Raw genomic sequence first — 12,256 nt, 5'->3', positions numbered from 1 at the left:
TGATTTTGGAGTCGAACATGAAAGACTGGCTGGACGAGATCAAGTGGGACAGCAACGGCCTGGTACCGGCCATCGCCCAGGACCACAAGACCGGGCGCGTATTGATGATGGCCTGGATGAACCGCGAATCGCTGGCCCTGACCGCCGCCGAGCAGCGCGCCATCTACTGGTCGCGCTCCCGTGGCAAACTGTGGCGCAAGGGCGAAGAGTCCGGCCACGTGCAGAAGCTGCATGAACTGCGCCTGGACTGCGACGCCGACGTGATCATCCTGATGGTCGAGCAACTGGGGCACATCGCCTGCCATACCGGCCGCGAAAGCTGCTTCTACCGCGTCTTCGAAGACGGCCAGTGGAAAACCGTCGATCCGGTCCTCAAGGACCCGAATGCCATCTACAGCGCAGGACACTGACATGAGCGACACCCTCACCCACCTGGCCGAAGTGCTGGAACAGCGCAAAGGCGCGGCCCCCGACAGCTCCTACGTCGCCAGCCTGTATCACAAGGGCCTGAACAAGATCCTGGAGAAGGTCGGCGAGGAGTCGGTGGAAACCATCATCGCCGCCAAGGACGCCGCCGTCAGCGGCGACTGCAGCGATGTCATCTACGAAACCGCCGATCTGTGGTTCCATAGCCTGGTCATGCTTTCCGCACTGGGCCAGCACCCACAGGCCGTGCTGGACGAGCTTGAGCGCCGTTTCGGACTGTCGGGCCACGACGAAAAGGCCGCCCGCCAGCCATCGGCGTAACTAATTCATTCGAGGAATTGCACCATGGGTATTTTTGACTGGAAACACTGGATCGTTCTGCTGGTCGTCGTCGTACTGGTGTTCGGTACCAAGAAGCTGAAGAACTTCGGCAGCGACCTGGGCGAGTCGATCAAGGGCTTTCGCAAGGCCATGAACGAAGACGACAAGCCTGCCGAACCGGCCCAGCCTACCCAGACCACCCAACAGCCAGTGCCGCCGCAAAGCGCGCCACTGAACCAGCCGCAGACCTTTGACGGCCAGGCACACAAAGTCGAAGAGCCTGCAAGGAAAGAGTGAACTCATGTTCGGGATCAGCTTCAGCGAGCTGCTGCTCGTCGGCCTTGTCGCCCTGGTGGTGCTGGGCCCCGAGCGTCTGCCCGGCGCGGCACGCACCGCCGGCCTTTGGGTCGGCCGGCTCAAGCGCAGCTTCAACGCGATCAAGCAGGAAGTGGAACGCGAGATCGGTGCTGACGACATTCGCCGGCAACTGCATAACGAGCACATCCTCTCCATGGAGCAGGAAGCCCGACGCATCCTCAACCCGCACAGCGTGACCCCCGATCCGGCCACCACGCCCGGCAGCGAGCCCGTGCCTCCGGTCGCCACTCCTGTGCCCGCCGCGGTAACCCCGGCCGCCGCCGAAACACCTGTGGCCCCCGTCGCCGCGCCGGAAATCGCTCCTGCGTCCGCGCCTACCGAACCGACCCAACCGCCGCGAGCCCCATGAGCGAAATTCCGGAACACGACCAGCCAATGCCGCTGGTGTCGCATCTCACCGAACTGCGTACCCGCCTGCTGCGCTGCGTCGCGGCGGTCTTCCTGATCTTCATCGGCCTGTTCTCCTTCGCCCAGCAGATCTACACCCTGGTCTCGGCACCGCTGCGCGCGCACCTGCCGGCCAATGCGACGATGATCGCCACCGACGTGGCCTCGCCGTTCCTGACGCCGTTCAAGCTGACCATGATCGTCTCGCTGTTCCTGGCGATCCCGTTCATCCTGCACCAGATCTGGGGCTTCATCGCGCCGGGCCTGTACCGTCACGAAAAGCGCATCGCCATTCCGCTGCTGGTGTCGAGCATCTTCCTGTTCTACGCCGGCATGGCATTCGCCTACTTCCTGGTGTTCCCGCTGATCTTCGGCTTCTTCGCCAGCGCCACCCCCGAAGGCGTGTCGATGATGACCGACATCGCCAGCTACCTCGATTTCGTCATGACCCTGTTCTTCGCCTTCGGCGTCGCCTTCGAGATTCCGGTGGCGGTGGTGCTGCTGGTGTGGATCGGCGTGGTCGACGTGCAGTACCTGCGCAAGGTCCGCCCGTACGTGATCATCGGCTGCTTCGTGGTCGGCATGGTGCTGACCCCGCCAGACATCTTCTCGCAGACCCTGCTCGCGGTGCCGATGTGGATGCTGTTCGAGGTTGGCGTGCTGTTCGGCGGGTTGATCCGCAAGCGCAGCCAGGAACGCGACGCCAGCGACACCCCTGACGACCAGCCGCCAGCGACGCAACAGTGAACCTGCTGCTGCTCGAGGAAGCCGATTTCATCGCGGCTGACCGGGCGGTCCTGAGCGACCGCCGCTTTACCCACATGCAAGAGATCCATCGCGTGGCCGTGGGCGACAGCCTGCGGGTCGGGCGTATCGGCGGACTGATGGGCCAGGCCCGGGTCGAGCGCCTGGAGGGCCACGAAGCCGAGCTGTCGCTGACGTTCGACCAGCCGCCACCGGCCAAGCTGCCGCTGACCCTGGTACTGGCCCTGCCCCGCCCGAAAATGCTCCGCCGGGTGTTCCAGACTGTCGCCACCATGGGCGTGGCGAAGCTGGTGCTGGTCAACAGCTACCGGGTGGAAAAGAGCTTCTGGCAAACCCCCTTCCTGGAGCCCGAGGCCATCCGCGACAACCTGATCCTCGGCCTGGAACAGGCGCGGGACACGGTGCTGCCGGAGGTCATCATCGAAAAGCGCTTCAAGCCCTTCGTCGAAGACCGCCTGCCTGCCATTGCCGACGGCACCCTTGGCCTGGTCGGCCATCCCGGCAACCATCCGCCGTGCCCCCGTGGCGTGAGCGAGCCAGTGACCCTGGCCATCGGCCCGGAAGGCGGCTGGATCCCCTACGAAATCGACCTGCTGGGCAGGGCCGGGCTCAACCCGGTGCAGCTGGGCGATCGCATCCTGCGGGTGGAAACGGCGGTCACCGCCCTGCTGGCGCGCCTGTTCTGAGCCTATACCCACACGTCACATAAGACTATTGGCTAGTCTGTCAGACCCGGTTTAGACGCTTTTGCCACCTTCAGTTCTTTAGGCTCACGCCGATGTAGAAAGGCCAGAACAAGAATCTGCCTGATCGATCGAAGTGGGAGTCACACCATGTACCGTTGGATGGCCCAGCACCTGGGTAATGTGAGCGTCAACCTGAAACTGGGCATCGGCTTCAGCATCGTCCTGCTGCTGACCCTGGTCATCACCCTCACCGGCTGGTCGGGCCTGAGCGGCGTGATCAGCCGCGGCGACAAGCTTGGCGAAATCTCCGAGGTGTACCAGGCCACCCAGGTGCTGCGCATCGCCCGCCAGACCTACGAACACAACCGTGACGCCGCCTCCACCGCCCTGGTGGCGAATGCCCTGGCCTCGCTGAACGACGTGCTGGAAAAAGTCCGCAAGCGCGTCAGCGAGCCCCAGGACAGCCAGCGCCTGCAACAGCAGAGCGAAGCGGTGCGTGAATACGAACGCTCCTTCGCCGCGCTGAAAAACGCCGCAGACGCCCGCGAAGCGGCCCGTGCCGTGCTCGGTGCCAGCGCCGACAAGGCCGCAGCACTGATCGCCAGCGTCGAGCAGGCGCTGCTGCAGAACGGTGACGCGGTGCTGTTCAACAATGCCGTGGAAGTCGGCAAGCTGCTGCAGCAGGCGCGCTTCCAGGTCCGTGGCTACACCTACAGCGGCAAGGCCGAGTTCCAGCAGACTGCGCTGGCCGCGATCGACCAGGCCGCGACCCTGCTCAAGGCCCTGCCGAACAAGGTATCTGCCGAGCACCATGGCAACCTCGCCAGCGCCGCCGAATCCCTCGCCGCCTACCGTGGTGCCGTGGTGCAGTTCGGCAGCGCCCAGGAGGCCAGCGAGGTAGCCCTGCGGCAGATGGGCGAGCAAGGCACCCGCCTGCTCAACCTGAGCCAGGAGCTCACCGTCTCGCAGACGCAATTGCGTGACGCTGAAACCCAGCACGCCAAGTCGATGCTGGGCCTGGCCACGGCGCTGGCCCTGCTGTTCGGCATCATCGCCTCCTGGGCCATCACCCGGCAGATCGTCATCCCGCTGCGCCACACCCTGACCGCCGTGGACCGCATCGCCAGCGGCGACCTCAGCCACGACCTCAACGAGCAGCGTCGTGACGAGCTGGGTCAGTTGCAGCGCAGCATGCAGCGCATGACCGTCAGCCTGCGCGAGCTGATCGGTGGCATCGGCGACGGCGTGACCCAGATCGCCAGCGCCGCCGAAGAACTGTCGGCGGTCACCGAACAGACCAGCGCCGGGGTCAACAGCCAGAAAGTCGAGACCGACCAGGTCGCCACCGCCATGAACGAAATGGCCGCCACCGTGCATGAGGTCGCCCGTAATGCCGAGGAAGCCTCCGAAGCGGCGGTGATGGCCGACCAGCAGGCCCGCGAGGGTGATCGGGTGGTCTCCGAAGTCATCGCCCAGATCGAGCGCCTGGCCGAGGAAGTGGGCCATTCCAGCGACGCGATGAACCAGCTCAAGGCCGAGAGCGACAAGATCGGCAGCGTCCTCGACGTGATCAAGTCGGTGGCCCAGCAGACCAACCTGCTGGCCCTCAATGCCGCCATCGAAGCGGCGCGTGCCGGCGAGGCCGGGCGTGGCTTCGCGGTGGTCGCCGATGAAGTGCGCAGCCTGGCGCAGCGTACCCAGCAGTCCACCGAGGAGATCGAGGAACTGATCGCCGGGTTGCAGCGCGGCACCCAGCAAGTGACCAGTGTCATGGACAACAGCCGCAGCCTGACTGAAAGCAGCGTCGAGCTGACCCGCAATGCCGGGGTATCGCTGGAAACCATCACCCGCACCGTGTCGTCGATCCAGTCGATGAACCAGCAGATCGCCGCAGCGGCGGAGCAGCAGAGCGCAGTGGCGGAAGAGATCAACCGCAGCGTGATGAACGTGCGCGATGTGTCGGATCAGACCAGCGCGGCGAGCGAAGAGACGGCGGCGTCCAGCGTCGAGCTGGCTCGCCTGGGGACGCATTTGCAGGGGTTGGTGTCGCGGTTCCGCCTGTAGCTTCAGGTTGTCCTTGAGGGCCTCATCGCCGGCAATGCCGGCTCCCACAGGTACGATGGCGCACACGGAACCTGTGGGAGCTGGCATTGCCAGCGATGAGACCCGAAAGAGCGATGAAGCTTAAAGAACCTGCCGCAGGAACGCCTGGGCCCGCAGATCCTTCGGCGCGGTGAAGAACTGCTCCGGCGGCGAATCTTCCAGCAACTTGCCGTGATCGAAGAACAGCACCCGGTCCGCCACTTCCCGCGCAAAGCCCATTTCATGGGTCACGCAGACCATGGTCATGCCTTCCTGGGCCAGTGTCTTCATCACGTCCAGCACCTCGCCGACCATTTCCGGGTCCAGCGCCGAGGTAGGTTCGTCGAACAGCATCACCTTCGGGTCCATCGCCAGCGCCCGGGCGATCGCTACCCGCTGTTGCTGGCCACCAGACAACCGCGACGGGTACTCGTTGGCCTTCTGGCCGATCCCGACTTTCTCCAGCAACGCCCTGGCCTTCGCCTCACGCTCGGCCTTGCCGCGCTTGCGCACCACCTTCTGCGCCAGGCACAGGTTCTCCAGCACGGTCATGTGCGGGAACAGGTTGAAATGCTGGAACACCATGCCGACTTCGCGACGGTAGGCGTTGATATCGGTCTTGGGGTCGGCCAGTTGCAGGCCGTCGATGGCGACGCTGCCGCCATCGAACGATTCCAGGCCATTGAGGCAGCGCAGGAAGGTCGACTTGCCCGAACCGGACGGGCCGAGCACCACCAGCACCTCGCCGCGGGCGACGTCGGTGCTGACGTTATCCACAGCCCGCACCACCTGGCCGCGGGTGTCGAAGACTTTCACCAGATCACGGACTTCAATCACTTTGCGCAAGCCTCCGCTCGAGCCGGCTGGCGATTTGCGACAGCGGCAGGTTGATCAGCAGGTACAGCCCGGCGACGCAGAACCAGATCTCGAAGGTCGAGAACGAGGTGGTGATCGCCTCACGACCGCTCTTGGTCAGTTCGGTAATGGCAATCACCGAGACCAGCGAGGTGTCCTTGACCAGGCTGATGAACTGCCCGGCCAGCGGCGGCAGCACACGCTTGAGGGCTTGCGGCATGACCACGTGGCGCATCGACTGGCTGGCGCTCAGTCCCAGGGAACGGGCAGCCTCGCCCTGGCCCTTGGCGATGGACTGCACGCCGGCGCGGATGATCTCGGCCACGTAGGCACCGGTGAACAGCGCCAGTGCCGCCACCCCGGCGAATTCCCGGGACAGGTTGAGCACCGTACCGATGAAGAAGTAGAAGATGAAGATCTGCACCAGCAGCGGCGTACCGCGCACCAGTTCGACGTAGACCGTCGACAGGTCACGCAGGGTCGGGTTGCTGGACAGGCGGCAGAGGCCGGCGAACAAACCGATCACCAGGCCGATGACACCAGAAGCCACCGAGATCCACACCGTGGTCCACAGCCCCCAGGCCAGCGGGCCGGCAGCCCAGTGGTGGGTCAGGCCGATCAGGTCGCCTTCGGCCACGTCATCGCCCTGGGACAGTTGCACGCTGGCCTGGTCGACTTCCAGCACCTGGTCATTGCCGTCTTCGTCACGCAGGGTCACCACGGCGGTGTCGCCCTGGCGGACGATTTCCTGCACCGTGCCGTAGCCGGCGGCCCGGTGGGCTTCCTCGGCCTGGTAGGCGAAGTACTGCGGCACCCGGTTCCAGCGCCACTCGTAGGAAATCATCGAGGTGGCGAAATACAGACTCGCCGCCAGTCCGACCAGGACCAGCGCGGTCAGCCCGTGCCAGGGCCACTGGGCTTTCTTGTGTTTGATCACGTTGGGAATCCCCATTAAGCCGAAAGCCGCAAGCGACAAGCTGCAAGGAAAAGCGGACCGGTGGCGATCCGCCTTTTCTTGCAGCTTGCAGCTTGCGGCCTGGAGCTGTCGCTTATTCCATGTCCTTCAGCCACTCGGTCTTCTTGAACCACTTGTCGTGGATTCGATCGTAAGTACCGTCGTGCTTGATCTGGTGCAGGAAGTTGTTGATGAAGTTGATGCTGTCGTAGTCGCCTTTCTTCAGGCCGAAGGCCAGCGGCTCGTAGGTGAACGGCTCGTCGAGGTAGACCAGCTTGCCGTTGCCGACCTTGGTCACGGCAACGACGTTGTACGGTGCGTCGTAGACGAAGGCGTCAGCCTTGCCGTTGACCACGTCCATCACGCCTTCCTGTTCGTTGTCGTAGCCGTGGTACTGGGCCTTGCCGATCAGTTTCTTGGCGACCATCTCACCGGTGGTGCCCAGCTTGGAGGTCAGGCGGTATTCGGCGCTGTTGAGGTCTTTGTAGGACTTGATCTTGCCTTCCAGTTCCTTGCGGATCAGCAGGGTCTGGCCGACCACGATGAAGGGCTCGCTGAAGTTCAGCTTCAGGTTGCGCTCCTGGGTCAGGGTCATGCCGCTGGTGATGATGTCGAACTTGTTGGTCATCAGGGCCGGGATGATGCCGTCATAGGCGGTGGAAACCATCTCCAGCTTGACGCCCATGGACTTGGCCATGGCTTTGACGATGTCGACTTCGAAGCCGACGATCTCACCACGCTTGTTGGTCATTTCGAACGGCATGTAGGTCGGGTCCATGCCCACCCGCAGGGTGCCGCGCTTGACCGCGTCATCGATGGCGCCAGCGTTTGCAGTGCCTACCGCGACGGTGGCAGCGACGCCAGCCAGCAGCATCGACAGATACTTTTTGAACATCACCAGGTCCCCCAGAAACAAGAAAACACTCGAATTTTATTGTTGCGCGAAAAGTCCTACAGACGTCGCGCGATAGTCGGGGTGGGATGCTAACGCATGAGGGGCATCGGACCTAGCGTCCGTGAAGACTTTGTTACTTATTGATACCAGAAAACCGATGCGGGGCGACAAACGTCGCCCCGCAAGGATTCAAGCACTGGCCAGCGTTGGCTGGGCAGACTCTTCAGGATGCAGCGGCAGCAACGGCGAGTGCGGGTCGCTGGCCTTGGACTGACGCCAGACATCCAGCCACGCACTGTTGTGCTCGGCCCAGACCTGATCGTGCAGACGGGCCAGGGCCACCGGATCGCTCAGCAGCGCCAGGCGGGTGTTGCCGTCGAGACCGGACGGGCCGACCTGCAAGGCCTTGGCGATACGCTCGGCACGCAGAGCCTCGATCGGCTCGGCGACACCGTGGCGCGCAGTCGCCAGGGCGCAGGCCAGGGCGTTCTGCTGTGGATCGACCACGGCGCGGACGAAGCCGTCGTTAAGCGCATGCCAGCGGTTTTCGTGGGTGTACTGGTCGGTGGCCAGCAGCTCCGGCGGCGTCGAATATTCCTCGGGAATGAGGAACAGCTTCTCGTCCTTGGCGCGCAGGCCCAGATTGACCCGGCTGGAGATCACCGACACCGGGATCGACAGGGTCAGGGAACCTACGATCGGCACCAGCCACCACAGGAAGCTCGGGTTCAGCCAGGCCACCAGCAGCGCCCAGGCCACGCCCAGCAGGGTCTGCGGACCATGGCGGCGGACCGCTTCGCTCCACGGCGTGGAGTCGTCGTCACGCTGCGGCGAGTTCCAGGTCGCGGCCCAGCCGAGGAAGGCGGCGAGGACGAAACGGGTGTGGAAGATCATCCGCACCGGCGCGAGCAGCATGGAGAACAGCATTTCCAGCAGCATCGACAGGGTGACCTTGATCCGCCCACCGAACTCCGTGGCGCCCTTGGCCCAGATCAGGATGACGCTGAGCAGCTTGGGCAGGAACAGCAGCACGATGGTGGTGGAGAACAGCGCGATGGCCTTCTCCGGGTGCCACTGCGGCCACAGCGGGAACAACTGGTGCGACTCGAGGAAGTACTGGGGTTCCATCAGGGTGTTGGTCGCCAGCAAGGCGGTGGACAACACCAGGAAGAAGAACCACAGCGGCGCCGACAGGTAGGACATCACCCCGGTGAGGAACACCGCACGGTGCACAGGGTGCATGCCCTTGACCAGGAACAGGCGGAAGTTCATCAGGTTGCCGTGGCACCAGCGGCGGTCGCGCTTGAGCTCGTCCAGCAGGTTCGGCGGCAGTTCTTCGTAGCTGCCCGGCAGGTCGTAGGCAATCCACACGCCCCAGCCGGCGCGGCGCATCAGTGCGGCTTCGACGAAGTCGTGGGAGAGGATCGCACCGGCGAACGCGCCCTTGCCCGGCAACGGCGCCAGGGCGCAGTGCTCGATGAAGGGCTTCATGCGGATGATCGCGTTGTGGCCCCAGTAGTGGGATTCACCCAACTGCCAGAAGTGCAGGCCGGCGGTAAACAGCGGGCCGTAGACGCGGGTGGCGAACTGCTGCATGCGCGCATACAGGGTGTCCATGCCCGAGGCTTTCGGCGCGGTCTGGATGATACCGGCGTCCGGGTTGGCTTCCATCAGCCGCACCAGGCTGGTGAGGCATTCGCCGCTCATCACGCTGTCGGCATCGAGCACCACCATGTAGCGGTAGTCGCTGCCCCAGCGGCGGCAGAAGTCGTCGAGGTTGCCGCTCTTGCGCTTCACGCGGCGGCGGCGACGGCGGTAGAAGATCCGCCCGAAGCCCTTGGCCTCGCGGCAGACATCCAGCCAGGCCTGTTGCTCGGCGACGGCGATGTCGGTGTCGTTGGTGTCGCTGAGGACGAAGAAGTCGAAGCGGTCCAGATCACCGGTGGCGGCCACCGACTCGTAGGTGGCACGCAGGCCGGCGAATACCCGGGCGACGTCTTCGTTGCAGATCGGCATGACCAGGGCGGTGCGGGCACCGGCCTCGATCGGCTCGTTGCCGGCGCTGCTGCCGGAGATACGGTATTTGTCGCGCCCGGTGAGCAGCTCGAGGAAGCCCATCAGCGCAGTCCAGAAGCCCGCCGACACCCAGCAGAACAGGATGCCGAAGAGGATCAGGATGGAGGTCTGCAAAGCATACGGCCAGACCTGGGTAGCGGTCTGCAGCAGCGGCTGGTGCAGGACTTCGTCCAGATCGACGAACGACCAGCCCTGGTACGGCAGGATGCCTTTCATGTACCAGCCAGCGACAAGGGTCTGACCGATCATCAGCGCCAGCAGGATATAGCGGCGCATGGAGCCGACCCAGCGCCAGCGCGCCTTGGGCAGCTCGCGCTTTTCCGGGGCGGGGGCGTTGGTGCGGCCGGTCAGGCGGCGCCAGCCGCGTACGAGGATGTTGGTCCGCCACGGCTCGGGGATGACCCGGGTCCGGCGGATCGGCGGGGTTGCCTTGAGGCAGACCCGGCCGCTGGCGTCGAGGCCGAGCATCTCGGCCTCTTCCATATCGGTTGCGCTGAGCAGGCTCAGGCGGCTGCCCACCGAACCCTGGGCGGGTTCGGCGGCAGCGGCGGCCGGCTGTGCAGACAGGCGCTGGTGCAGCTCGCTGAACGAGGAGCAGTGGGCGAGTTCCGCACGCTGCTCGTCGCTCAGGGGTAGATGGGCCAGGTACTCGTCAAGCGATTCTGGCCGTGCGCAAGAGTTACTCATCGGCTGGCAACTGATAGCTCCAGGTCTCGGTCAGCACCTGTTCGGTGGTGGCCGGTGCCCCAGTGGTGGGCGCCGCGTCGGCGGCAGGCTGCTCGGCGGGTTGCTCGGCCTTCGCGGTTTTCGCCGCGGCCTTGTCATGCTTCGCAGGTTTTTCCTGTTTTTCCTGTTTCTCGGGCTTGGCCGGTTCGACAGGGACATCGCGAACCAGGGCGGCGCGCATTTCCACAGCCTTGCCCGGATCCTTGACCTTCATCCGCAAGGTCAGGCGCCAGCCCTTGATCTCAGGGTTGTAGCGCAGATTGTTTTCCACCAGCTCCGCGTTGTCACCCAGGCTGACCTGGCTGCGCACAGCGGTGTCTTCCGGCAGATTGGCGAGGGTCGGGCCTTCGAAGTCGACCAGGAAGGCGACGCTGCCATCCGGCTGACGGATCAGGTTGGACTGCTTGACGTCACCGGTGGAGCGCAGGGTCTGCTTGACCCAGCCCAGGTTAGGCGAGTGGAAAGCCGACTCGTCCATGGTCCAGTGCAGGCGGTATTCGTACTCGATCGGGGTACCGGGTTCCGGCAGTTTCTCCGGGCTCCAGAAGGCAACGATGTTGTCGTTGGTCTCGTCGGCGGTCGGAATCTCCACCAGGTCGACAGTGCCCTTGCCCCAGTCGCCTTTCGGCTCGATCCAGGTGCTTGGACGCTTCTGGTAGTTGTCATCCAGGTCTTCGAAGAAGCTGAAGGCGCGGTTGCGCTGCAGCAGACCGAAGCCGCGCGGGTTTTCCACGCTGAAGTTGCTCACGGCCAGGTGTTTCGGGTTGTTCAGCGGGCGCCACAGCCACTCGCCGTTGCCGGCGTGGATCGACAGGCCTTCGGAGTCGTGCAGCGAAGGACGGTAGTTGGGCACTTTCGACGGCTGGTTGCTGCCGAACAGGTACATGCTGGTCAGCGGAGCGATGCCCAGGCGGCTGACGTGGTCACGCAGGAACACCTTGGACTGCACGTCGACGACGGTGTCGCTGCCCGGACGCAGGATCAGCTTGTAGGCGCCGGTGGAGCGCGGCGAGTCCAGCAGGGCGTAGATCACCAGATGCTTGTCGCCGGCTTTCGGCCGCTCGACCCAGAACTCGGTGAACCGCGGGAACTCTTCGCCGGACGGCAGCGCGGTGTCGATGGCCAGGCCACGGGCCGACAGGCCATACACCTGGCCCTTGCCGACGACGCGGAAGTAGCTGGCGCCGAGCAGGGTCATGATCTCGTCCTGCTTGTCCGCCTTGTTGATCGGGTAGAGCACGCGGAAGCCGGCGTAACCCAGCTGTTCGGTGGCCTTGGCATCGAACTGCAGGTCGCCGAAGTCGAAGCGGCTCGGGTCGTACTTGATTTCTTCGACGGTGGTGGCGGTGACTTCGTTGATTTTCACCGGCGTGTCGAAGTGCATGCCCTGGTGGTAGAAGGACAGCTTGAACGGAGTCTTGTCGTCAGCCCACTCGGCTTTTTCGGAGCGGAAGTGGATTTTCTGGTAGTCGCCGAACTTCATGTCGCGGAAGACGGCAGGCAGGTTGCTTTTCGGTGCTTCGTACTTCTGTCCGGCCAGGTCTTTCGCCTTGGCCGCTACGTCGTCAAGGTTGAACGCCCAGAGCTGGCCGGCGCTGAGCAGGCACACCAGTGCCGAACCCGCGAGCAGGGCCTTGCGCAGCCGACTGGCAGGCATTCTTGGTGCATTACAGGGACTTACAATCACGAGCAACCCTCGCCGAA

General features: G+C 64.3%; 12 protein-coding genes and 1 pseudogene. 8 read left to right on the top strand and 5 right to left on the bottom strand.

Annotation, left to right across the window (positions count from 1 at the left end):
* Positions 1-17: 17 nt before the first annotated feature.
* From hisI to AC05QJ_RS03335, 8 genes and pseudogenes are all read left to right on the top strand, one after another.
* Positions 18-410 carry a phosphoribosyl-AMP cyclohydrolase gene (gene hisI / locus AC05QJ_RS03370; protein WP_476745580.1) on the top strand — a complete coding sequence of 131 codons (393 nt, stop codon included), beginning with the start codon at positions 18-20 and terminating at the stop codon, positions 408-410.
* Between the two features lies 1 nt (position 411).
* Positions 412-747, top strand: coding sequence for a phosphoribosyl-ATP diphosphatase (locus AC05QJ_RS03365; RefSeq protein ID WP_476745579.1), 336 nt, complete (start codon positions 412-414; stop codon positions 745-747).
* 24 nt (positions 748-771) lie between these two features.
* Entirely contained in the window at positions 772-1,044 is a 273-nt protein-coding gene (locus AC05QJ_RS03360; protein ID WP_476745578.1) for a twin-arginine translocase TatA/TatE family subunit, read from the top strand.
* 4 nt (positions 1,045-1,048) lie between these two features.
* A complete protein-coding gene (gene tatB, locus AC05QJ_RS03355; RefSeq protein WP_476745577.1) occupies positions 1,049-1,474 on the top strand; it encodes a Sec-independent protein translocase protein TatB in 426 nt (141 codons plus the stop codon).
* Complete coding sequence (gene tatC, locus AC05QJ_RS03350) at positions 1,471-2,259, top strand: twin-arginine translocase subunit TatC (protein ID WP_476745576.1); 789 nt, start codon at positions 1,471-1,473, stop codon at positions 2,257-2,259. The genes tatB and tatC overlap by 4 nt, the downstream gene beginning before the upstream one ends.
* The gene (locus tag AC05QJ_RS03345) at positions 2,256-2,963 is read left to right on the top strand and encodes a 16S rRNA (uracil(1498)-N(3))-methyltransferase (RefSeq protein WP_476745575.1); all 708 of its coding nucleotides are present in this window, start codon (positions 2,256-2,258) and stop codon (positions 2,961-2,963) included. The genes tatC and AC05QJ_RS03345 overlap by 4 nt, the downstream gene beginning before the upstream one ends.
* Positions 2,964-3,110: 147 nt before the next feature.
* Positions 3,111-4,172: pseudogene (locus AC05QJ_RS03340) on the top strand (methyl-accepting chemotaxis protein); the annotation flags it as partial.
* Positions 4,155-5,027, top strand: coding sequence for a methyl-accepting chemotaxis protein (locus AC05QJ_RS03335; protein ID WP_476747861.1), 873 nt, complete (start codon positions 4,155-4,157; stop codon positions 5,025-5,027). The pseudogene AC05QJ_RS03340 and the gene AC05QJ_RS03335, both read left to right, overlap by 18 nt.
* 120 nt (positions 5,028-5,147) lie before the next feature.
* Here the strand turns inward: AC05QJ_RS03335 and AC05QJ_RS03330 are convergent, their stop codons facing one another.
* The 5 genes from AC05QJ_RS03330 to AC05QJ_RS03310 form a co-directional block, all read right to left on the bottom strand.
* Positions 5,148-5,882: an amino acid ABC transporter ATP-binding protein gene (locus AC05QJ_RS03330; RefSeq protein ID WP_476747860.1), complete on the bottom strand. Its 735-nt coding sequence runs from the start codon at positions 5,880-5,882 to the stop codon at positions 5,148-5,150.
* Positions 5,875-6,852 (bottom strand): amino acid ABC transporter permease, encoded by a 978-nt coding sequence (locus AC05QJ_RS03325; RefSeq protein ID WP_476745574.1) that lies wholly within the window; start codon positions 6,850-6,852, stop codon positions 5,875-5,877. Before AC05QJ_RS03325 ends, AC05QJ_RS03330 begins: the two co-directional genes overlap by 8 nt.
* A gap of 97 nt (positions 6,853-6,949) precedes the next feature.
* Positions 6,950-7,750, bottom strand: a complete 801-nt coding sequence (locus AC05QJ_RS03320; protein ID WP_476745573.1) for a transporter substrate-binding domain-containing protein — start codon at positions 7,748-7,750, stop codon at positions 6,950-6,952.
* Positions 7,751-7,939: 189 nt separating this feature from the next.
* On the bottom strand, positions 7,940-10,513 hold the full coding sequence (gene mdoH / locus AC05QJ_RS03315; RefSeq protein WP_476745572.1) for a glucans biosynthesis glucosyltransferase MdoH: 2,574 nt from the start codon (positions 10,511-10,513) through the stop codon (positions 7,940-7,942).
* On the bottom strand, positions 10,506-12,239 hold the full coding sequence (locus tag AC05QJ_RS03310; RefSeq protein ID WP_476745571.1) for a glucan biosynthesis protein G: 1,734 nt from the start codon (positions 12,237-12,239) through the stop codon (positions 10,506-10,508). Before AC05QJ_RS03310 ends, mdoH begins: the two co-directional genes overlap by 8 nt.
* Positions 12,240-12,256 lie beyond the last annotated feature (17 nt).

This window comes from Pseudomonas sp. TUM25319 (assembly GCF_056388475.1).
Note: the sequence above shows the minus strand (reverse complement) of the source record. Positions and strands in the feature narration are given on the sequence as shown.